24 protein-coding genes are annotated in these 19,722 nt (G+C 56.6%); 8 read left to right on the forward strand and 16 right to left on the reverse strand.

What is annotated here, in order from left to right:
- The first annotated feature begins 7 nt into the window (after window positions 1–7).
- The 3 genes from BXY66_RS02580 to BXY66_RS02590 all read left to right on the forward strand — a co-directional run bounded on the left by BXY66_RS02580 (window position 8) and on the right by BXY66_RS02590 (window position 4,310).
- Complete coding sequence (locus BXY66_RS02580) at window positions 8–1,663, forward strand: electron transfer flavoprotein-ubiquinone oxidoreductase (RefSeq protein ID WP_132858614.1); 1,656 nt, start codon at window positions 8–10, stop codon at window positions 1,661–1,663.
- A 111-nt stretch (window positions 1,664–1,774) separates the two neighbouring features.
- The gene (locus BXY66_RS02585; RefSeq protein ID WP_425057053.1) at window positions 1,775–3,487 is read left to right on the forward strand and encodes a tetratricopeptide repeat protein; all 1,713 of its coding nucleotides are present in this window, start codon (window positions 1,775–1,777) and stop codon (window positions 3,485–3,487) included.
- A complete protein-coding gene (locus BXY66_RS02590) occupies window positions 3,471–4,310 on the forward strand; it encodes a 4-(cytidine 5'-diphospho)-2-C-methyl-D-erythritol kinase (protein ID WP_132858615.1) in 840 nt (279 codons plus the stop codon). Before BXY66_RS02585 ends, BXY66_RS02590 begins: the two co-directional genes overlap by 17 nt.
- A gap of 45 nt (window positions 4,311–4,355) precedes the next feature.
- On the opposite strand, the gene BXY66_RS02595 is transcribed toward BXY66_RS02590, so the two are convergent.
- From BXY66_RS02595 to BXY66_RS02620, 6 genes are all read right to left on the reverse strand, one after another.
- Window positions 4,356–5,486 (reverse strand): TonB family protein, encoded by a 1,131-nt coding sequence (locus BXY66_RS02595; RefSeq protein WP_132858616.1) that lies wholly within the window; start codon window positions 5,484–5,486, stop codon window positions 4,356–4,358.
- Window positions 5,483–5,860: an ExbD/TolR family protein gene (locus BXY66_RS02600; protein WP_132858617.1), complete on the reverse strand. Its 378-nt coding sequence runs from the start codon at window positions 5,858–5,860 to the stop codon at window positions 5,483–5,485. The genes BXY66_RS02595 and BXY66_RS02600 overlap by 4 nt, the downstream gene beginning before the upstream one ends.
- Window positions 5,861–5,864: 4 nt before the next feature.
- Window positions 5,865–6,230, reverse strand: coding sequence for a biopolymer transporter ExbD (locus BXY66_RS02605; protein WP_132858618.1), 366 nt, complete (start codon window positions 6,228–6,230; stop codon window positions 5,865–5,867).
- Window positions 6,223–6,867 carry a MotA/TolQ/ExbB proton channel family protein gene (locus BXY66_RS02610; RefSeq protein WP_425057054.1) on the reverse strand — a complete coding sequence of 215 codons (645 nt, stop codon included), beginning with the start codon at window positions 6,865–6,867 and terminating at the stop codon, window positions 6,223–6,225. Before BXY66_RS02610 ends, BXY66_RS02605 begins: the two co-directional genes overlap by 8 nt.
- A gap of 5 nt (window positions 6,868–6,872) precedes the next feature.
- On the reverse strand, window positions 6,873–7,301 hold the full coding sequence (locus BXY66_RS02615; protein ID WP_132858620.1) for a hypothetical protein: 429 nt from the start codon (window positions 7,299–7,301) through the stop codon (window positions 6,873–6,875).
- A 190-nt stretch (window positions 7,302–7,491) separates the two neighbouring features.
- The gene (locus tag BXY66_RS02620; protein ID WP_132858621.1) at window positions 7,492–8,493 is read right to left on the reverse strand and encodes a polyprenyl synthetase family protein; all 1,002 of its coding nucleotides are present in this window, start codon (window positions 8,491–8,493) and stop codon (window positions 7,492–7,494) included.
- Window positions 8,494–8,565: 72 nt separating this feature from the next.
- Between BXY66_RS02620 and BXY66_RS02625 the strand changes: the two genes are divergently transcribed.
- From BXY66_RS02625 to BXY66_RS02635, 3 genes are all read left to right on the forward strand, one after another.
- A complete protein-coding gene (locus BXY66_RS02625) occupies window positions 8,566–8,787 on the forward strand; it encodes a putative signal transducing protein (protein WP_132858622.1) in 222 nt (73 codons plus the stop codon).
- Window positions 8,784–9,545 (forward strand): tRNA1(Val) (adenine(37)-N6)-methyltransferase, encoded by a 762-nt coding sequence (locus tag BXY66_RS02630; RefSeq protein WP_132858623.1) that lies wholly within the window; start codon window positions 8,784–8,786, stop codon window positions 9,543–9,545. Before BXY66_RS02625 ends, BXY66_RS02630 begins: the two co-directional genes overlap by 4 nt.
- 234 nt (window positions 9,546–9,779) lie before the next feature.
- On the forward strand, window positions 9,780–9,944 hold the full coding sequence (locus BXY66_RS02635; RefSeq protein WP_132858624.1) for a YdcH family protein: 165 nt from the start codon (window positions 9,780–9,782) through the stop codon (window positions 9,942–9,944).
- A 25-nt stretch (window positions 9,945–9,969) separates the two neighbouring features.
- Here the strand turns inward: BXY66_RS02635 and yddG are convergent, their stop codons facing one another.
- Window positions 9,970–10,836, reverse strand: a complete 867-nt coding sequence (gene yddG, locus BXY66_RS02640) for an aromatic amino acid exporter YddG (RefSeq protein ID WP_132858625.1) — start codon at window positions 10,834–10,836, stop codon at window positions 9,970–9,972.
- Window positions 10,833–11,783 (reverse strand): transcriptional regulator GcvA, encoded by a 951-nt coding sequence (gene gcvA / locus BXY66_RS02645; protein ID WP_132858626.1) that lies wholly within the window; start codon window positions 11,781–11,783, stop codon window positions 10,833–10,835. Before gcvA ends, yddG begins: the two co-directional genes overlap by 4 nt.
- Before the next feature lie 120 nt (window positions 11,784–11,903).
- Here gcvA and BXY66_RS20385 point away from each other — a divergent pair, with 120 nt between their 5' ends.
- Window positions 11,904–12,056, forward strand: coding sequence for a hypothetical protein (locus BXY66_RS20385; protein WP_165929088.1), 153 nt, complete (start codon window positions 11,904–11,906; stop codon window positions 12,054–12,056).
- An 83-nt stretch (window positions 12,057–12,139) separates the two neighbouring features.
- On the opposite strand, the gene phbB is transcribed toward BXY66_RS20385, so the two are convergent.
- From phbB to BXY66_RS02680, 8 genes are all read right to left on the reverse strand, one after another.
- Window positions 12,140–12,862: an acetoacetyl-CoA reductase gene (gene phbB, locus BXY66_RS02650; protein ID WP_132858627.1), complete on the reverse strand. Its 723-nt coding sequence runs from the start codon at window positions 12,860–12,862 to the stop codon at window positions 12,140–12,142.
- 192 nt (window positions 12,863–13,054) lie between these two features.
- Complete coding sequence (locus BXY66_RS02655) at window positions 13,055–14,230, reverse strand: acetyl-CoA C-acetyltransferase (RefSeq protein ID WP_132858628.1); 1,176 nt, start codon at window positions 14,228–14,230, stop codon at window positions 13,055–13,057.
- 152 nt (window positions 14,231–14,382) lie between these two features.
- Window positions 14,383–15,228, reverse strand: a complete 846-nt coding sequence (locus tag BXY66_RS02660; RefSeq protein ID WP_243694279.1) for an EAL domain-containing protein — start codon at window positions 15,226–15,228, stop codon at window positions 14,383–14,385.
- A gap of 122 nt (window positions 15,229–15,350) precedes the next feature.
- Complete coding sequence (locus BXY66_RS20390; RefSeq protein ID WP_165929089.1) at window positions 15,351–15,521, reverse strand: hypothetical protein; 171 nt, start codon at window positions 15,519–15,521, stop codon at window positions 15,351–15,353.
- Between the two features lie 100 nt (window positions 15,522–15,621).
- Window positions 15,622–16,554, reverse strand: coding sequence for a sterol desaturase family protein (locus BXY66_RS02665; protein WP_132858629.1), 933 nt, complete (start codon window positions 16,552–16,554; stop codon window positions 15,622–15,624).
- The gene (locus BXY66_RS02670; protein ID WP_132858630.1) at window positions 16,554–16,940 is read right to left on the reverse strand and encodes a hypothetical protein; all 387 of its coding nucleotides are present in this window, start codon (window positions 16,938–16,940) and stop codon (window positions 16,554–16,556) included. Before BXY66_RS02670 ends, BXY66_RS02665 begins: the two co-directional genes overlap by 1 nt.
- Before the next feature lie 66 nt (window positions 16,941–17,006).
- Window positions 17,007–17,642, reverse strand: coding sequence for a hypothetical protein (locus BXY66_RS02675; RefSeq protein ID WP_132858631.1), 636 nt, complete (start codon window positions 17,640–17,642; stop codon window positions 17,007–17,009).
- A gap of 29 nt (window positions 17,643–17,671) precedes the next feature.
- Entirely contained in the window at window positions 17,672–18,286 is a 615-nt protein-coding gene (locus BXY66_RS02680) for a TlpA family protein disulfide reductase (protein WP_132858632.1), read from the reverse strand.
- A 21-nt stretch (window positions 18,287–18,307) separates the two neighbouring features.
- Here BXY66_RS02680 and argH point away from each other — a divergent pair, with 21 nt between their 5' ends.
- Complete coding sequence (argH, locus tag BXY66_RS02685; protein WP_132858633.1) at window positions 18,308–19,696, forward strand: argininosuccinate lyase; 1,389 nt, start codon at window positions 18,308–18,310, stop codon at window positions 19,694–19,696.
- Window positions 19,697–19,722 lie beyond the last annotated feature (26 nt).

Raw genomic sequence — 19,722 nt, forward strand, 5'->3', positions numbered from 1 at the left:
GAAGCCAATGTCGGAAATCGAACGCGAAGCCATGGAATATGACGTTGTTATCGTCGGTGCGGGGCCGGCGGGCCTGTCTGCTGCGATCCGTCTGAAACAGTTGGATGCGGACCTCAATGTTGTGGTTCTGGAAAAAGGCTCTGAGGTGGGTGCGCATATCCTATCCGGTGCTGTATTGGACCCCTGTGGCCTGGACGCGTTGATCCCTGACTGGAAGGAAAAAGGCGCACCGCTGAACACGCCGGTAAACGAAGACAATTTCTATATGCTGGGGGAAGCGGGCGAAATCCGAATTCCGAATTTCCCGATGCCACCGCTGATGAACAACCACGGCAACTACATCGTGTCGATGGGCAATGTGTGTCGCTGGATGGCAGAACAGGCTGAAGAACTGGGGGTCGAAATCTTCCCGGGCATGGCGTGTTCCGAGCTGGTCTATGGCGATAACGGCGAAGTCAAAGGCGTTGTTGCCGGTGTCTTCGGTCTGGAAGAGGACGGCTCTTACGGTCCCAACACCGAACCAGGTATGGAGCTGCATGGTAAATACGTGTTCCTTTCAGAGGGCGTGCGCGGCTCTCTGTCCAAGGAAGTGATTGCCAAATATGATCTGCAAGCGGGCAAAGAACCACAGAAGTACGGCGTGGGGATGAAAGAGATCTGGGAGATCGACCCTGCCAAGCACAAAGAAGGTTCTGTCACCCATACAATGGGATGGCCGCTGAACTCCAATGCGGGAGGTGGTTCGTTTGTGTATCACCTCGAAAACAACCAAGTGTACGTCGGCTTCGTGGTGCACCTGAACTACAAGAATCCGCATTTGTTCCCGTACATGGAGTTCCAACGGTTTAAGCATCACCCCATGATTGCCGAACTTCTGGAAGGCGGTAAGCGCGTGGCTTATGGCGCGCGCGCCATCACCGAGGGTGGATGGCAATCCATGCCGAAGCTTGTTGCTCCCGGCGTAGCGCTTCTTGGGTGTTCCGCAGGCATGGTCAACGTACCGCGCATCAAGGGCAACCATAACGCGATGCTTTCCGGTAAGGCCGCTGCCGAAGCCGCGTTCGATGCAATCAAGGCAGAGCGGGCCGGTGACGAGCTTACCGCCTATGAAGAAGACGTGCGCGGTGGTGCGATCGGAAAAGATCTCAAGAAAGTGCGTAACGTAAAGCCGATGTGGTCCAAGTGGGGCCTGACAGCGTCGCTGGCCCTAGGCGGTTTCGACATGTGGTTCCAGACGTTGACCGGTGGCTTCTCGCTGTTTGGCACACTGGGCCACGGCAAGAACGATGCCGAGGCGACCGAGGAAGCAAGCAAACACAAGCCGATCGACTATCCCAAGCCTGATGGCAAGCTGTCGTTCGACCGCCTGACCAACGTGAGCTTCTCGATGACCAACCACGAGGAGAGCCAGCCGTGTCACCTGCGTTTGGCGGATCCGGCCAAGCCGATTTCGGTCAACCTGCCGAAATTTGCGGAACCGGCGCAGCGTTATTGTCCGGCTGGCGTATATGAGGTCGTGGAAGAAGAAGGCAGCGAACCACGCTTTGTTGTGAACTTCCAGAACTGCGTTCACTGCAAAACCTGTGACATCAAAGACCCGAGCCAGAATATCACCTGGACCACACCGCAAGGTGGTGACGGGCCGAACTACCCGAACATGTGATCGCAATTCGCAAAGATTTGCCGAAAAACATGGGGCGGCCTGCGGGCCGCCCCATTGCGTGTTAGGCAGGGGCAGATTACCTTTCTGAGGTTATTTGAACAGGAGTTGCCCGTGGCCCATCGTTTTTTCCGCTCAGTTGCCGTTTCTGCCCTTGTGGCGGCAATGGCGGTGCCTGCGAATGCTGACAGTTTTGCAGGGCCTTATTTGGCGGCGCGACAGGCCAGTTATGGCAGTGATTACGCCAATTCCGCGCGATATTACTCAGAAGCCCTGACCCGTGATCCGTCCAACCCTGCGTTGCTGGAAAACACGGTGCTTGCGTTTGTGGCGTTAGGGCAGATGGATCGTGCGATGCCGGTGGCGCGCAAACTCGATGCGGAGGGATTCCAAAGTCAGATTGCCGAGATGGTGATCACTTCTGGCATGGTTCAGGACGGCCAATATTCCGAATTGCTGTCGCGGCTTGAAAACCGTGGAGTGGGCCCTCTGGTCGACGGGCTGATGAAAGCCTGGGCGCAGATCGGACGCGGAGCGATGTCCGAAGCCTTGGCTGCATTTGATGCGGTCGCTTCCGAACCCGGTCTTTCCGGGTTCTCGGCTTACCACAAGGCGCTGGCGCTTGCTTCGGTTGGTGATTTCGAAGGGGCCGACGAGATTTTCGCAAGTGGTGCCGAAAACGGTTTGCAGCGCACGCGCCGCGGTGTGATGGCCGAGGTCGAGGTACTAAGCCAGTTGGACCGGAACGATGATGCGCTTGCTCTACTCGATGAGGTGTTTGGCAGCGATCTGGACCCCGAGTTGCGACAGATGCAGGCGGACCTGATTGAAGGAAACCAGCTGCCATTCACTCACGTGCGCAGCGCACAGGATGGCATCGCCGAAGTTTACTATACGATTGGAAGCGCCCTTCAGAACGAGGCCAACGCGGATTACACGTTGCTTTATGCCCGCATTGCGGAGGCGCTGCGGAGCGACCATATCGAAGCAATCCTTTTGACCGCGGAATTGTTGGAAGCGCTCGACCAGTATGAGCTCGCGTCTCAAGCTTACAAACGCGTACCAGCGGACCATCCATCTTTCCACGCCGCAGAAATGGGACGGGCGGAAGCGCTTCGGGAATCGGGTAAGCTAGAAGCTGCAATCGAGGTTTTGGAACAGCTTGCGCGGAGCCAGGGTCATTTGCCGTATGTGCATTCGTCGCTTGGGGACTTGCACCGTCAGGAGCGGGAGTTCGAAGCGGCTGTGGCGTCTTACGACACAGCTATCGAGATTTTCGAGGAGTTGGAGCAGCGCCAATGGTTCCTGTTTTACGCGCGTGGCATTTCACACGAACGGCTGGACAATTGGGAGCAAGCCGAGGCGGATTTCCGAAAAGCGTTGGAACTGAACCCCGAGCAGCCTCAGGTTCTGAATTATCTTGGTTATTCGCTGGTAGAGAAACAGATCAAGCTGGAAGAAGCTCTGGATATGATCGAGCGCGCCGTGGCGGCGCGCCCCGACAGCGGGTACATCGTAGACAGTCTCGGTTGGGTGTTGTTCCGTCTTGGGCGCTATGATGAGGCCGTCATTCAGATGGAGCGGGCTGCGGAACTGATGCCTGTCGATCCCGTTGTAAATGACCATCTGGGCGACACTTTCTGGGCCGTTGGCCGCAAACTGGAGGCGCAGTTCCAATGGCGACGCGCGTTGAGTTTCGTTGACGAAGAAACCGCAGAAGAAGCCAAGCCAGACCGCATTCGGCGCAAGCTCGAGGTCGGTCTGGACGTGGTACTCGAAGAAGAAGGCGCTGAGCCGTTGAAAGTGGTCGATGGTTCGGACGGTTGAGGCGTTTGCGCCGGCCAAAATCAATCTGACTTTGCATGTCACAGGACAACGGGCTGATGGGTATCATCTGCTCGACTCTCTAGTTGTGTTTGCTGATATCGGTGATCGGCTCGCTGTGCAGCGGGCTCCTGACACATCACTTACGGTGACGGGGCCTCTTGCGGAAGGCGTGCCTTCGGATGAGAGCAATCTGGTTCACAAGGCGGCAAAAACCTTCGGGGTTTCGGCGCATATCGCCTTGGAAAAACATCTTCCAGCGGCCGCGGGAATCGGGGGTGGGTCGTCGGACGCTGCTGCCACCTTGCGCGCGCTTGCCGACCTAACCGGCAAGCCGGTGCCACCTGTGGCTGATCTTCTTTCGCTTGGGGCAGATGTTCCGGTTTGTGTTGGACATGGCTGGCAGCGCATGTCGGGCATCGGTGAAGAGATAGCTCCTTTGGCGAATGGCGTCCGCTGGCCCGTCTTGTTGATCAATCCGGGAGTGGATGTGCCGACTCCGACGGTCTTCGCGGCCTTGCAAAGCAAGAACAATCCACCGATGCCTGACGAATTTCCGGACTGGTCCGACAGATCGGATGCTGTAAGTTGGCTTGCGGCACAGCGCAACGATCTAGAAGCGCCGGCAATTGCGGCGCGCCCCGTAATAGCCGAAGTGTTGAGCGCTTTGCGAGGCTGCCTTGGATGTGAGCTCGCGCGCATGTCCGGGTCCGGAGCGACGTGTTTCGGACTATTTGAGAGCGTTGAAAGCCGAGATGCCGCTGCAGAAGCAATCAGGACGGATTATGCGGATTGGTGGATTGAGACGTCTTGGATTTTGTCCTGACCGAGATTGGGTTTCCCCGACAAGTTCCGATCCGTCCCGAGCCCTTTACCTAGAGCGGTACCAAAAGGACAACTGGCGGCTTTCGCCGTTGGGAGGGAGCGGGAAAGGAGCGCCCCGCTGGATCTGGATGCGGGCGGCGCGGTTGACGTCCGCGTTGCCGGAACCATCGACGACCTCAACCCAGTTCAAGGAACCGTCCGGGCTGATCTCGAAGAACACCCGTGCCCATCCCGGCGCTTTGACGTGAACCGGTGGTGTTCGGTTGAGGTGCACAAGGACGCGGCCAGCATAATTCGTTGTGGTGGAGTTGCCCGGGCCGCGGGAATTGGCGCCGGAGCCGGTTTCAATACCGAACCCACCGACAGTGGCGAGAGATCCTTCGCGGCGGTAGGTTTCCAGCGGAGATTCCACGGTTTCGGTAGAATTACGCAGCTCCTCAAACCCGTCACGCCAACCCGGAAACATCGGTTTGGGCTCGGTTTCGGTGCTGTTCTCAGGCGGCGCGTCCTGAGCATCTTCAAGGGGTTCAACCAGTTCGGGCTCGGTAACCTGTTCTTCTTGAGGGTCGACAAGAGGCGTGACAGGCACAACAGGCAGAGCAGTTTCCGGCAGGGAGGCGATCACCTCATCCGATGGGTCCGTAGTTTCCGGTTCGACAGGGGGGGCAGATTCGATCGGGGCGACCGGTTCAAGAGCCTCGGCGGTTTCGGTTTCCGAACCGAGAGGCGACGGCGTGTCCGTTTGAGGTTGAACCGGTTCTGTCTCGTCCGGTTGCGCTGATGGCTCGGTGACATCTGGTTCTGACACAAAATCACTTTGTGTACCGGCCAAGGGGACCGGTTCGACGATTTCGGCGGCGCCGGTGTCCGGTGCAAACGTATCTTGCGGATTCTCGGAGGCTACATGAACTTCTGTGTCGGGTACTTCCGCCTCGCTGGGTGGCACAGGCTCGACCGGTGGGTCCTGTTCGGGTTCCGGAACTGTTTCGGGCTGTTCAGGCTCCTGTACCGTTTCTGCTATGTCTTCAAACGCATTGCCAAGCGCGATCACATCTCCGGCTGTTTCCTGAGGCGGAGCGGCGCGATCAACGCGGACTGCAACGCCCAGCCCCAACACGTGCACTGCGAGGGACAAAAGAAGCGCACAGCAGGCGATGAGTAGGGACCGGCGGATCACTGCAACGCCCGCTCGGTCACAAGGATAACGGAAGATGCGCCGGCATTGCGCAAGGCGCCGGTGACTTCCATCAAGCGTAGGGCATCCACGTCCCGATCAGGCACAATGCGTGTTGGACCGCCGCCTTGGGTTTCGACAAAGTCCTCAGCAGTTGTGGCTTGGCCGCGGAATGTGAGGCTGCCGTCTGAATGCAAAATGAGTGCATCCGGTGGTTCGCGCCCCTCAAGGTCGCTTGTCTGTACGAGGTTCAGATCAGGATCAAGCGGTGCAGCAACAGTGCCGGCGATCAGGAAAAAGACCAGCATCAGAAAAACGACGTTGATCAAGGGGATGGTCGAGTCCCGCTTTTTGCGAAGTGGCGACTGGCGGATCATCGGGTCACTCCAAGACCAGCACGTCAAGATCGCCGCGCGTGCGCATTTGGTGTAGGAAATCCACGAGGCGTTGGGCGGTGGTGCCTTGATCGAGACTGACCAGAACCTGACCGGCTTCAATATCGCTGGCAATGTCATCCAGCGTTGCAGATTGTCCATTCAGGGTCAGACGGTCCGGACCAAGCTGCACAAAGTGACGGTCCACGGTTGTTTGCGCCGTTCCACTTCCCTGGCGTGCGTTGCTGAGTTCGATTTCACCGAAGGTGGAAAAGGTTGATGTCAACATGAAGAACAGCAACAGCAAGAAAATCACGTCGATCAACGGCGTGAGGGCCAGTGGGCGGCGCACAAATGGCGCTAGGTTACGCATGGCCCTGCGCCGCATTTGAGGCGACCGTACCGGCGGCGCCCCGTGGCATCAAAACCGTACGTAGTGCCTTGTCTGCAAAGACGCGTTCGCGGGCGGTTCGGCTCTCGAGCCAAGACAGGATCATAGATGTGGGCATCGCCACCGCAAGTCCGACTGCAGTTGTAACAAGAGCCACCCAGATGCCGCCTGCGAGCAACGAAGGATCAACCGAGGCGCCGGAAGACTGAAGACTTTGGAAAGCTTCGATCATGCCGAGCACGGTGCCAAACAAGCCGAGCAGAGGCGCCAGTTGGGCAATCGTGTCCAGTAGGCGAAATCCCCTTTCCAAGCGAGCAAGGGCAAGGCCGGCCTCTGCGTCCAAACGGTCGCTCAAGGCTTGGGAGTTGGGCATGTGGATGGCCGCTTCGATGAAAGGCGCAAGATAGCTGCGGCTTTGCGAAAGGCGCGCCTGCGCAGCGTTTGCGTCGCCTGCATCCCACTCTGACAGCGCTTCGGACAGCACCTTGTGGCGGCCGACTCCAGACGCTGCGAATTGCCAGAGTTTGTAGATCGTGACAGCAAAGGTCAGAACCGACATCACCAAAAGAATTGCCACCACCGGCCCACCAAGAGCCAATACATCGCGCAAACCATCCATCGCATTCATCCCAGTAGTTTTATGGTGATACGGCTGCTCAGTGACAGTCCGTCGCTGCAAACAGTGCTTTGCACACCATCAATAACGCAGCTGTTGGTCCCATTGATAAGGGCTTGAGAAATTGCATTGCAGTTCATGCCTGAAACGTCGAATTGGCGGACTCTCAGGCGGCCGTCAGGTAACTCACGAAAATCAAACAGCGCCAGTCGTACAACGGCACCTTCAGCGTCAAAGATCACGGTTTCGAAAACGGCCTTGTCGATCGCCTGAGACGTCTCATTGTGAGCCACAAAAGTGAACCGGCACGCACCTTCGACGTCCTCTACCGCATTGAGTTCGAGAGAAATTCCGGCGGGTGCTTCCGTCGATTGCGCCGTGGCAATAGTTGGCAAAGCCAGCAGGGCGATTGCAAGTAAGCGTAAGATAACAGGCATTTACGGTTCCTATGTGGTGGACCGCGTGGCCAAGGGGCGGCTGCGTCAATCCTCTAAAATTAGTTCTTGATAGCTTAGAGAATGGCACAGAGAAAGATCAGGCTGATCACCTTGCCGTGGAGAGGCGAGAGATTGCCCAGAATCTGGCTTTCGGGTTTGCGCCCAGATGGTCAGATGCTCAAAACCGACTTTAGTTTAGTCGCGCGACTACGTAGTCGGCTATGTCGGCCAACAGCTCGCGGATCTCGTGTTCCGGCAGTTGCCCAATTGCGGACTTGGCTTTCTCCGCCCAAGCCAGCGCGTCGTCGCGTGTTGCGGTCAACGTGTCATACTTGGCCATGAGCCCCAGCGCGTGCTCAAGGTCGCCTTCTTCCTGACGGCCTTTTTCAATCGTGCGGATCCAGAATGCGCGTTCTTCTTCGGTGGATTGCGCGACGGCTTTGATCACTGGCAAAGTCAATTTGCGTTCACGAAAGTCGTCGCCGACGTTCTTCCCGGTTTGCGCGCTGTCGCCCTGATAGTCGAGTAGATCGTCCGCGATCTGGAAAGCGATTCCGAGGGCGTCTCCGTAATCAAACAAGGCTTTGACATGCGAAGTGTCGGCCCCTGCTATCACCCCGCCGACTTCGGTGGCGGCCGAAAACAAAGCAGCGGTTTTTCCGCGTACAACCTGAAGGTACACGCCCTCATCGGTTGCGAGATCCGTGGCGGCGGTAAGTTGAAGGACTTCGCCTTCTGCAATCGTTGCAGATGCGTTCGATAGGATACGCAAAACGTCGATGTTGCCTGTTTCCGTCATCAGCTGGAAGCTGCGAGAAAACAAATAGTCACCAACCAGAACGGAGCTTTTGTTGTCCCAAAGAAGGTTTGCCGTGGGACGTCCGCGACGCTGCGCGCTTTCATCGACGACGTCATCATGAAGCAAAGTGGCTGTGTGAATAAATTCCACGGTTGCAGCAAGGTGGACGTGATAGGGGCCGGTATAGTCGCACAGTCGTGCCGCGGCGAGCGTGAGCATCGGACGGAGCCGTTTGCCGCCGGCGCCTACGAGGTGCGCTGTCACCTCGGGAATACGTGGAGCATGTTCGGAAGCCATACGCTCTTCTATCAGCGCGTTAACGGCGTCCATCTCTTCGGCCAGCAAGGCGGCGAGAGCTTCGTGAGGTTTGCTGGCTGCGGTATCGAGGCCCATACGCTATTTTCCTGGCTCAACTTCTTGTGGCTGGGGTCGACAAGTGCTTACCCCTGCTCTTACATCCCTATTATGAAAGAGCTTTTGCGCAGCAACGACCCGACGATCATCGCTTTTGCCTCCGCCCTGCTTCAGGGGGAGGGTATAGACTGCTTTGAAATGGACGTAAATATGAGCGTGCTGGAAGGTAGTATCGGTATTTTGCCCCGCAGATTGATGGTGCGGCAGGACGATTTATCAGCCGCTGAGGTTGTCATGGCGGACAACAATATCGCGTTGGGACGGGACCGTTGATCGAGACGTCCGAAAATGCCTTCCTTGGCGGGCGTTTGACACTTCGGCAACCACTAAAGGGCTATCGAGCAGGAGTTGATCCGGTTTTGCTGGCCGCGACAATACCTGCGAAAAGCGGGCAATCTGTGCTCGAGTTGGGGTGCGGTGTGGGCACTGCGTTGTTTTGCTTGGCGATGCGTGTGCCAGAGTTGAGTTTGGCCGCTGTTGAGGTTCAGCCAACCTATGCCGCGCTTGCCCGTGAAAACGCTCATGCGAACGACATCGTGGCGGACATACGCGAAGGTGATCTGGCGACGCTGCCAGATGATTTCCGGCTACGCCTGTTCGATCATGTGATTGCCAATCCGCCATACTTTGACCGGACGGCGAGTTCTCCCGCGGCGAATGAAGGCCGAGAGGTTGCGATGGGGGAGGGCACGGCGTTGTCTGTTTGGGTCGATGTGGCGGCGCGTCGTCTTGCGCCAAAGGGGTATGCCACATTCATTCACCGAGCGGAGAGGCTGCCCGAGTTATTGATGCACGTAGGCAAAAAGCTTGGATCCATCGAGATTTTGCCGCTGCAGGCCCGAGCTGGACGGGATGCGGGTTTGGTGGTTTTGCGCGCCCGCAAAGGCGGCCGTGCGGATTTTCGTCTTTGTGCGCCTGTAATGATGCACGAAGGCGCGCGTCACGAAACCGATGGCGAGAGCTATACGCCGGAGATTCGCTCGGTTTTGCGCGATGGGGCGGCCTTGGCTTTCGGAAGCAACAAAAAATAAATCGGAATTTTGCAGGGGTGTTGTTGCGAGACAGCATAGGATTGGCGTCAGCGAGAAACGTTAGCGATTTCCACGCCTTGCCAAAAATTCACGTTTCCAAAGAAATTATGACAGGCGCGCACGGTTGCGGCAATTTTCCGCTGTTGTTGCAAAAGCAGCGCAAGTCCAGCGTGACAGGGCGCGGTTTCTGTGGTGCAATCCTCATACAGTTTTTGTTTTGATAGGAGAGACGATATGAGCGTAAGCGCACACCTGGAAGAACTGAAACGCAAGCACGAAGCGCTTTCTGACCAAGTAGAAGCGGAGCAGCGTTCACCCGGTGCCAGCGATCTTGAAATTGCTGAAATGAAAAAGCAGAAGCTTAAGCTCAAGGAAGAGATCACGCGCCTTTCGGCGTAACTTTTCCAAGCCGCCGACCGGAAATCTAATTTGATTTCATACTGGCCAAAGCGGCACATACCGCCCCTGCGGTGATCATCAAAGCGGCGAGCGCCAATGACCATGTTGGCGCAGCCACTCCTGCGGCCACCAAGGCCAGCGTAGACAGAAGCGGTGCCGCATAGGACGCCGTGCCGAGCAGTTGTATGTCGCCGTGTTTGACTCCGATGTCCCAGACATAAAAGGCCAGGCCGACTGGCCCGAGGCCGAGTGCTGCTGTTGCCGCCCAGCCTAGAACTCCTTGCGGCCAGGCGGTTGTCTCGACCGCCAGATGCAGGCCCAATGACAAAACAGAAGAGGCCAAGCAGAAAACAATTACCGATGCTGTTGGAACGTCACCAAAGCGGCGCGAGCCAACGGAATAGGTGGACCAGGTGAACGCGCAGGCCAATGCGAGCAAGTAGCCTTTTGTGTGGGCGGGATCAAAGCCCGTCGCACCTCCGGAGATAATCAGTGAAGCGCCGCCGAGCCCAAGGCATGCGCCAATCAGGTGACCAGCTCTTAGTCGCTCCCCTGGAAGTAGACCTGACAGGAGCACAATTAGCAATGGCCAAAGGTAGGCGATCAGGCCCGCCTCAGCCGCAGGCGCATTGCGGAGCGCACTAAAATAGAGTGCGTGGTAACCAAACAGCCCGACAGTTCCAAATAAGTAAACAGTCCATGGCACGCTGCGCAGGCTTTTCAGGTTTCCTGTGCGGACACCCCAGACAACTCCCAAGGCACCGCCGATGGCGAAGCAGATCGCATTCAGTAAAAGGGGAGGGGTCGGAGCACTTCCAACCGTGAACAAAGCCAGTAGCGACCAAAGAAGAATCGCTATGAAACCGACAAAGGTGGCGCGGGATCGGGTCATTGTTCGGGGATGTCTTCGATTGGGATCAATGTGAGCGCCTCTGTCACATGTGCGGTTTTGGCGATTTCCTCCCGCATCCAGTTGCGAAAGGCAGCGATATGCGGGCGGTCCTGTACCCCGTCTTGACAGAGAAAGCGGAAACGGGCTTGCAAGACAATGGCCTCCGCGAATGGTGCGACGAGACGCCCTTCGCTAATGTCTTTGACCACAAGGGCGCGTCGGCCTAAGGCCACGCCTGCGCCCGCGAGCGCTGCGTCGATGGAGTGATCGGCCCCAGTGAAGCGCGGTCCATGTGAAGTATCGAACGACACCCCCATCATGCGGGTCCATGCCGACCAGTCCGCACGAGGTGTAAGAAAATTGATTGACTCGTCATGGATCAGCGTCGCGTGTTCCAGAGATTGAGGCGTCGGATATTGCTTTGCCAATTCCGGTGTCATCACAGGCGTGACCCATTCTTCGGGCAACTCGTAGCTCCACAGCCCCGGCGTTGTTTGGTCGCGGCCGAAGCGGATGGCCACGTCAACTTCGTCTCGTCCAAAATCAACGTTGTGCAGTGTCGCTGAAAACCTCAGGTCGATTTCGGGATGTGCGCGAGCAAACTCAAAGAAGCGTGGCGCCAACCACTTTGCAGTGAAACCCGGACCGGCCGTGACCATCAGTGTGGCGTCATCGGTCAAGCGTTGCACGGTGCGCCATGCAGCGCTTAGTGACTGAAAACCGTCGCTGACACCGGGAGCCAGAGCTTCGCCTGCCTCGGTAAGCGAGACAGCTCGGTTGAGTCGGTGAAAGAGCGGCGCTCCCAGATGTTCTTCGAGCGACTTGATTTGATAGGATAGCGCAGCTGGCGTGACAAAAAGTTCGTCGGCAGCTTTGGCGAAAGACATGTGGCGGGCTGCGGCTTCAAAGGCTCGAAGAGCAGTGAGTGGGGGAAGGCGGTCAGGCATATTCACTTAAGTACAGCTTAACTGAAAGTGTGAAAAGTCTCGTTTGTGGGTTTTGTTTGCGAGTGTCATATAAGTTGCAGTTAAGAATTACTGCAAATGCCAAGCCTAAGGAGGCGCATCATGATCGAAACAGCCGCAAACGCCCGTATCGCAAGAGCCATGCAAGACGCCCACGCAGAGCGCAGCCGCGCCTTTGTCGGAATGTTCAAATGGCTGTTTGGCAAATCCGAAACACCGCTGGCCGACTTTGGCCTTACGGTGCCGTCCCGCTGAGCTTTTTCGCCAAAGCACTTACGGGGCAAAGAAAAAGGGCCGGTCAAGCGACCGGCCCTTATTGTTTTTAGTAAGCGGCAGGGTCATACGAAGAACTGACCGCCATTTGCGGAAATTGTAGATCCGTTGATGAAGCCGGCGTCCTCGGAGGCAAGGAACGTCACACAGCGTGCAATTTCCTCAGGCTCGCCAAGACGGCCTGTCGGGATTTGACCAATGATCGACTCGCGGACTTTCTCGGGAACGGCCATGACCATTTCAGTCGCGATGTATCCTGGGCAAATCGCGTTGGCGGTGATGCCTGCGCGCGCGCCTTCTTGTGCGAGGGATTTTACAATACCCAGGTCGCCAGCTTTGGTTGCGGCATAGTTTACCTGAGCGAACTGTCCTTTTTGACCGTTGATCGAAGAGATAACGATGATGCGGCCGAACTTGCGTTCGCGCATGCCGGGCCAAACAGGATGTACCGTGTTGAAGACACCGGTCAGGTTGGTGTCGACCACTTCGTGCCACTGCTCGGGAGTCATCTTGTGGAAAGGCGCGTCCCGAGTGATGCCGGCATTGGCGACAACAACGTCGATTGGGCCGAGGTCAGCTTCGACCTGCGCGAGACCTGCCTTGGAGGCCTCGTAGTCTGCGACGTTCCACTTGTAGGTCTTGATGCCGGTCGCTTCGGTGAAGGCTGCCGCCTTCTCGTCGTTGCCGGCGTAGGTTGCTGCAACTTCATAGCCTTCGGCTTTAAGTGCTTTGGAAATGGCTTCACCGATACCGCGGCTACCGCCGGTGACGAGTGCTACTCTTGCCATGTGGGTCCCTCCAATTAGGCAAATGGTCTGGTAATTCTGTTACGATCTATAAACAAGATGCGCAACAAAATTGCGTGATGAATTGCCGCACCGCAGATATTTTTTGCTGCTTGTGCGAAAAGTGCCTCCCAAAAAGGCAAAGGGGCGCCCAACTGGGCGCCCCCTCGCAGAATCAGATACGGGGCGCCAGAATCACGGACGCTCTAGGCACATGGCCACACCCATACCGCCACCGATGCAAAGCGTCGCAAGACCCTTCTTGGCATCGCGGCGTTTCATTTCAAACAGCAGCGTGTTGAGAATGCGCGCGCCGGATGCTCCAATCGGGTGTCCAATGGCGATCGCGCCGCCGTTAACGTTCACGATTGACGGGTCCCAACCCATGTCTTTGTTGACGGCACAAGCCTGCGCGGCGAAGGCTTCGTTCGCTTCAACAAGATCAAGGTCTTCCGCTTTCCAGCCGGCCTTTTCGAGCGCCTTGCGAGACGCGTAGATCGGACCGACGCCCATGATGGACGGGTCGAGTCCGGCGGTTGCATAGGAGGCGATCCGTGCCAACGGCTCGATGCCACGTTTCTCGGCTTCTTCTGCGGACATCAGGAGAGCACCAGCGGCACCATCGTTCAGGCCGGATGCGTTTGCGGCGGTAACCGAACCGTCTTTTGCAAAAGCGGGACGCAGTTTCTGCATCGCATCAATCGTCGCGCCGTGGCGAATGTACTCGTCCTTGTCCACGACAATGTCGCCCTTGCGTGTTTTGACCGTGAAAGGGATTACCTCGTCGTCAAATTTCCCTGCTTTTTGAGCGGCTTCTGCCTTGTTTTGCGACGCAACAGCGAATTCGTCCTGCTGTTCACGGCTGATCTGCCACTTCTCAGCTACGTTTTCAGCGGTCTGGCCCATGTGGTAACCGTTGAACGCATCCCAAAGACCGTCACGGATCATAGAGTCGATGTATTTTACGTCGCCCATTTTGGTTCCGGCACGAAGGTGTGCCACGTGCGGCGACAGTGTCATGTTTTCCTGGCCACCGGCGGCGACGATATTGGAGTCGCCCAGTTGGATGTGCTGCGCGGCAAGGGCAACAGCGCGCAAGCCTGAGCCGCAGACCTGATTGATGCCCCATGCAGCACTTTCAATAGGCAGGCCGGCGTTGATGTGAGCCTGGCGCGCGGGGTTCTGTCCCTGACCGGCGCTCAGCACCTGACCGAGAATGGTTTCGGAAACATCGGATTTTTCAACACCGGCACGGGCGACGAGTGCTTCGAGCACGGCGGCGCCCAGATCATGGGCCGGGGTGTTGGCAAAAGAACCGCTAAAGCTGCCCACGGCGGTGCGGGCTGCGGACGCGATCACGACATTGGTCATTGGGTAGTCCTCCACTTGGTGTCGGGCGCAGCATCAATGCTCCACGCCCCTCCAACAAGGTGCCTAAACACCTTTCCGCGACGTAAATAGCGCATTTGCCGCAGTGCGGCAACGGACAGCTTGTCCCAGAGGTAGAACTACGGAGGAGTACGTCAGGCAGCCGAGGAGCGACGCGCCTTCTTTTCCCATGGCGGGGAGATTGTGGGCGCACCAAATGCGAATCCCTGAAGGCAATCAAAACCAAGCTCATGCATTGTCTGCGCGTCTGTCGGGCTTTCGATGCGGCTGGCAACAGAGATCATGTCAAAGCGTTCGGCGACGGCAGCAACGGCGCTGGCGATCACCTGGTTTGCGGAGTCGTTTGCGATGTCGCGGCTAAAGGATCCATCCAGTTTGACGATATCGAAGTCGAAGTCGCGGAAGACGCGCAGCGAAGAAAGACCGGCACCGTAGTCGTCGAGGCCGAAGGAAATACCTTTGATTTGAAGGTCTTCCATGAAACCGCGCACAATTTCCGGCACTTGTGTCACAGATTTTTCCGAGATTTCCAGGATAAGTCGTTCCGGCACCGTGGCTCCCCTTGCCAAACCCATTTGTAAGGTTTGCATCCAAGGAGCGTAACCGATCGAGCGGGCGGACATGTTGATAGACAGGCGCAGGTTCGGTTGGGAAGCCAGCGTTTCCAGACCAAGTTCAAGTGCGAGACAATCCAGTTGGCGACCTAGTTCGCTGTCTTCGACAGCGTTCATAAAGTCCTTGGCTGGGATGATCCGGCCTGTTTCGTCCAGAACGCGTAACAACCCCTCAAAGTATGCAGCGTGTTTGGTGCGACCGGATTGCACGACTGGTTGGAATGCAAGCATCACCTGTTTGTGGCGGATGGCGTCCCGAACCATGTCCAAAGTGGACGAATCGCGTGAATTCACCGCGTAGGCCAGCGGGTTGCGCTGTTCGCGGCTCATCTTTGCTTTGCGGTTCTTCTTCTTCGGGTTATCCATCTCGGCATCCTGCGTGAGTCCAAGCTCCGAAGCAGAATAGAGGATTACTGGTGAATCCTTCTTTAACGCAGCAGACACATGCGCAGCGCAAAAGCCTTTAGAATTGTTGGAAAATTTAGCGATTATCCGCGTGGAAAACGCGGGTCACGACGGTCTTTTTCGACAGGAACCAGAACGGCGCGTTCTTCGGGTTGAAGTCTGCCAAACTCTGCGTCCAGCATATCAGCCAGCTCTTCGACACGCTCCTTGGCGCGGGCGATCAGGTCACGGATCATCGAAGCTTTGACAAACATGGGGACTCTCCTTTGTCGTCTTTCAACCCAAATGTATGCCCTGCCACAAGGAAGTCAAGAAACCGCCACAATCATTGTTAAGGCCGCATACGTTCATGCACTATTTGGAGAACCCCGCTGTTCCGCGGTCCTCTGGATGACGCTTCAGGTGGTCTTCTTTGAGTTCCTCAGACGACATGCGACTGCCGTCATGGCTCCAGCCAGGTGGGGCGACCGCGTACATAACGCGCTCACGGAGCGACAGTCCGCTTTGGGTCATATCGCGGAAGATACCAACCCATTCGTGGAAGGCTACTCGTAAGGGGTTGAAGCTCCCGAGGTTGTGTACGAGCCCGTAATCGACCTTGTCATGGTCTTGCTCCGGAACAAATGTGCCGAAAAATTTGTCCCAGATGATGAAAACGCCGGCATAATTGCAATCCAGATACCGTGCATTCCGACCGTGGTGGGCGCGGTGATGGCTCGGTGTGTTCATGACGGCCTCGAACCAGCGCGGCAATTTGTGAATTGCTTCGGTGTGAATCCAGAATTGGTAGATCAGATTAAGGCCGCCGCAGAATAATACCATTGCCGGATGGAACCCAAAGAGGATCAAGGGTGCGCGCACGACCATCATAAACGTAAACGTTCCGGTCCAAGTTTGCCGCAAGGCGGTGGTGAGATTGTAATGTTGAGAGCTGTGGTGATTGACATGGCTGGCCCAAACCCACCGGATTCGGTGGCCGAACCGGTGCACCCAATAGTACCGCAGATCATCCAGTACGAAGCAGACGAGAACAATCCACCAACTTGTGCCCAAATCAAATGGCGTGATTTCCCATAGCACCATAAAAAATCCGTAAGCAATAAAGCCTAGCAGAATGCCGGATGCCACATTGCCTGCGCCCATGATAAGCGAAGTCACTGCGTCTCGGGTTTCGTACCGACCACCGCGACCCTTCAACATGATCCAAACAAGCTCGAGCAGAATCGCGCCAATAAAAAGTGGGACGGCAAGTTGTACGACGTCCGGATATGTCAGTTGATCGGTCATTATGCCCTCAGAAGTCTTCGCCAATGGTCACGTTCTTTTTCGTCAAGGCGCACGGTGAGCGAGGATGAACCGAAGTCGTGAAAGGTAAACCGTAGGCCGCGAGCAACAGACGTTGGAAGTTTCGTGTCCAGAACCCGCGCTACGGTGTCGTCGCCCAATGTCCAAACGACCCCAGCGCCATTCTGGAAAGTGATTAGTGCTGCGCGCTTGTCCGACGACAACCTCACGCCAGTCACAGGTTTGTCGGGAACTTCTCTGTGCCAAGCGGCGCGCGCCTCTTCCTCTGACGCAAAACGCTGCGACGCCGTGTGGCCCGTAACATGTAGCAGCGCAGTGATCCCGGCGATTCCGAAGACCACCAGCGCGAGCAATACGGTAAGTGACATGCCCGTCCTCCTCCTCCGGTACAAAGGAGAGCCTTCGAGCGACATTTTGTCAAAGGTGGCGTTGGGTCAACCGGACCAGTGGACTACTCTGCAGCCTTGTTTGGTCGGGTCGGCTACGGTTTCACGGAGGTGCTTTGGCGTTTTCCTCAAAAGCTTTTTGGCCGACTTTTCGCACCGGCGGATCGCCTCGGACTCGGCAGAGCCGCGACTGTGTTCCGCCCAGCTGAAGCCGGAGGCCCCGTTTTCGCTCAAGGCAAAAGCGCCGTAGCGCTCCGGATCCTGAACGCGCAAATATTCGCGAAAATCCTTGTTACCTTGGCGCGACAGGGTAACTCCCGACTCGCTGGGGTCATACTTCTTTGGCAGGACGCGCGCGTAGAGGACGCATCCCAAGGGATTGCGTGAGTTCGCTTCACAGGCCTGACGGGCGTAATCCTCTGCAACTTCAACAGAACTGGCGTTATAGTAGTAACCGGCAGTCTTCTCGGAGCTGTTCGCAAAGAAGGCGCCGTAAAACTCGGCTTTGCGTTTGAATTTCCTGAATTCGGATTTTGCATCACCGCGCAGTTTGAAACCGGCAATCTCGTGCAGACGGCTCTTTTTCTTTTCTACGTTGATGCCTTGAGCGTGAGAAATCGTCGGCACCAAAGGCCCGACACATAACAGGAAGGCAAACAGAAGTGACAGCAGGCGGTAAGTCATTCAATTACAGCGCCTGAGAAAATGGACGCTTACTGGTTATTCATCGTTATTATCGCGTCGACAATAGCACGCGCATTTTCGCTCGACCAGTCTGCATCTCCTTGAAGTCGCGCGATTTCTTTGCCGTCCGCGTCAATGATGACCGTCGCGGGAAGACCAAGAACCGCCATGTCGCGGGCCAGCTTTTGTTTGGGGTCGCGATGCAGGGGCAAGTTGTTGACCTCAATCTCGGCAAAAAACTTCTTCATTGCTGGTACCATGTTGCGACCAGTGGCAACGGTGACCACCTCAAAATCGTCGCCGCCCAATTGAGTTTGCAGTTCGGAAAGCATCGGCATCTCATGGCGGCAGGGCGCACACCAAGTGGCCCAGAAATTCAGCAAAACGACTTTTCCCTTGTAGTCAGCGAGAGTGATTTCCTCGCCGTCTTCGGAAATGAACGGATTGGATGAGATGTCTTTTGAAACAGAGTGGAAGTTCAGTTTGCGCATGTCGCCTTCGCGCATTGCCGATACGGCCTCGAGAGTGACCGCCTCGGTTGCTGATACTGGAGTGGCGACAAAGAGACCTGCTGCAATTGCGATTGCTGCGCACGCCGTATAAACCGACGCGGAACACTCCTTGATGGACCCGATAACTTTCATAATCCCTCCGAAGGGCAGACGATGACCAAAGATACCTCGAACCAGATGTGGGGCGGCCGCTTTGCCGCAGGACCGGACGCGATCATGGAGGCAATCAATGCCTCAATCGGGTACGACCAGCGAATGGCTGCGCAAGACATCGAAGGCTCGCGGGCCCATGCGGCGATGCTTGCCAAAACGGGCATCCTGACTGATAGCGATGCCGAAGCCATTCGGGAAGGGCTTCTCACGGTCTTGTCAGAGATTGAAACCGGCAACTTCGAATTTTCCGCCGCACTGGAAGACATCCACATGAACGTCGAAGCGCGTCTGAAGGAGATCATCGGAGAGCCCGCGGGCCGTCTCCATACAGGGCGCAGCCGCAACGATCAGGTGGCGACAGACTTCAAACTTTGGGTTCGGGATCAAATTGACGCTGCCATTCAAGGAATTTCGGCGCTGATCCGCGCGTTTGTTGCGCAAGCTGAGGTTGGGGCAGACTGGGTTATGCCGGGCTTTACCCATCTTCAGACTGCACAACCGGTGACTTGGGGCCACCACATGATGGCCTACGTCGAAATGCTCGGACGTGATTTGTCGCGTTTCCAAGACGCGCGTGCCCGTATGAACGAGTCGCCACTTGGAGCAGCGGCTCTGGCGGGGACGTCTTTCCCGATTGACCGTGAGATGACAGCCAAAGCTTTGCGTTTTGACCGTCCGGCTGCCAACTCGCTGGATGCGGTGGCGGATCGTGACTTCGCGTTGGAATTTCTGTCGGCAAGCAGTATCTGTGCGATGCACTTGAGCCGATTTGCCGAAGAACTTGTGATCTGGTCGTCTGCGCAATTCCGTTTCGTGACACTTTCGGATCGCTTTTCGACCGGATCGTCCATTATGCCGCAAAAGAAAAATCCGGACGCGGCCGAGTTGATCCGCGCCAAGATCGGCCGGATTTTCGGTGCAAATACAGCCCTCCTGATGGTGATGAAGGGGCTTCCGCTGACCTATTCCAAGGACATGCAGGAAGACAAGGAACAAGTCTTTGACGCGGCGGATAACTTGATGTTGGCGCTTGCTGCAATGGAAGGCATGGTCAAGGATATGACCGCCAATCGGGATAGCCTTGAGGCGGCCGCCGGAAGCGGGTTTTCTACTGCGACTGATCTTGCAGATTGGCTTGTGCGTGCACTCAACATGCCGTTCCGCGATGCGCACCACGTTACTGGCACGTTGGTTGCCATGGCAGAGGCGCGCGGCTGTGATTTGCCGGATTTGACGCTCGAGGACATGAAGAGTGTACATTCGGCGATCACCGCAGACGTGTTTGACGTTCTTGGCGTCCACAATTCCGTAGCCTCACGGTTGTCATACGGTGGTACAGCGCCTGAGCGGGTGCGCGAACAGATTGCGCGCTGGAAAGAAGTTCTTTGATGGTATTGCGCGGCGCTATGGCTTTT

It is taken from the genome of Shimia isoporae (assembly GCF_004346865.1).
GTDB classification, from domain to species: Bacteria; Pseudomonadota; Alphaproteobacteria; order Rhodobacterales; family Rhodobacteraceae; genus Shimia; species Shimia isoporae.

Bases quoted from the DNA above. Each gene is read 5' to 3' on its own strand.
- BXY66_RS02580 (WP_132858614.1), top strand. From the start codon at position 8: ATGTCGGAAATCGAACGCGAAGCCATGGAATATGACGTTGTTATCGTC.
- BXY66_RS02590 (WP_132858615.1), top strand. From the start codon at position 3,471: ATGGTTCGGACGGTTGAGGCGTTTGCGCCGGCCAAAATCAATCTGACT.
- BXY66_RS02600 (WP_132858617.1), bottom strand. From the start codon at position 5,860: ATGATCCGCCAGTCGCCACTTCGCAAAAAGCGGGACTCGACCATCCCC.
- BXY66_RS02605 (WP_132858618.1), bottom strand. From the start codon at position 6,230: ATGCGTAACCTAGCGCCATTTGTGCGCCGCCCACTGGCCCTCACGCCG.
- BXY66_RS02610 (WP_425057054.1), bottom strand. From the start codon at position 6,867: ATGGATGGTTTGCGCGATGTATTGGCTCTTGGTGGGCCGGTGGTGGCA.
- BXY66_RS02615 (WP_132858620.1), bottom strand. From the start codon at position 7,301: ATGCCTGTTATCTTACGCTTACTTGCAATCGCCCTGCTGGCTTTGCCA.
- BXY66_RS02620 (WP_132858621.1), bottom strand. From the start codon at position 8,493: ATGGGCCTCGATACCGCAGCCAGCAAACCTCACGAAGCTCTCGCCGCC.
- BXY66_RS02625 (WP_132858622.1), top strand. From the start codon at position 8,566: ATGAAAGAGCTTTTGCGCAGCAACGACCCGACGATCATCGCTTTTGCC.
- BXY66_RS02635 (WP_132858624.1), top strand. From the start codon at position 9,780: ATGAGCGTAAGCGCACACCTGGAAGAACTGAAACGCAAGCACGAAGCG.
- yddG (WP_132858625.1), bottom strand. From the start codon at position 10,836: ATGACCCGATCCCGCGCCACCTTTGTCGGTTTCATAGCGATTCTTCTT.
- gcvA (WP_132858626.1), bottom strand. From the start codon at position 11,783: ATGCCTGACCGCCTTCCCCCACTCACTGCTCTTCGAGCCTTTGAAGCC.
- BXY66_RS20385 (WP_165929088.1), top strand. From the start codon at position 11,904: ATGATCGAAACAGCCGCAAACGCCCGTATCGCAAGAGCCATGCAAGAC.
- phbB (WP_132858627.1), bottom strand. From the start codon at position 12,862: ATGGCAAGAGTAGCACTCGTCACCGGCGGTAGCCGCGGTATCGGTGAA.
- BXY66_RS02655 (WP_132858628.1), bottom strand. From the start codon at position 14,230: ATGACCAATGTCGTGATCGCGTCCGCAGCCCGCACCGCCGTGGGCAGC.
- BXY66_RS02660 (WP_243694279.1), bottom strand. From the start codon at position 15,228: ATGGATAACCCGAAGAAGAAGAACCGCAAAGCAAAGATGAGCCGCGAA.
- BXY66_RS20390 (WP_165929089.1), bottom strand. From the start codon at position 15,521: ATGTTTGTCAAAGCTTCGATGATCCGTGACCTGATCGCCCGCGCCAAG.
- BXY66_RS02665 (WP_132858629.1), bottom strand. From the start codon at position 16,554: ATGACCGATCAACTGACATATCCGGACGTCGTACAACTTGCCGTCCCA.
- BXY66_RS02670 (WP_132858630.1), bottom strand. From the start codon at position 16,940: ATGTCACTTACCGTATTGCTCGCGCTGGTGGTCTTCGGAATCGCCGGG.
- BXY66_RS02675 (WP_132858631.1), bottom strand. From the start codon at position 17,642: ATGACTTACCGCCTGCTGTCACTTCTGTTTGCCTTCCTGTTATGTGTC.
- BXY66_RS02680 (WP_132858632.1), bottom strand. From the start codon at position 18,286: ATGAAAGTTATCGGGTCCATCAAGGAGTGTTCCGCGTCGGTTTATACG.
- argH (WP_132858633.1), top strand. From the start codon at position 18,308: ATGACCAAAGATACCTCGAACCAGATGTGGGGCGGCCGCTTTGCCGCA.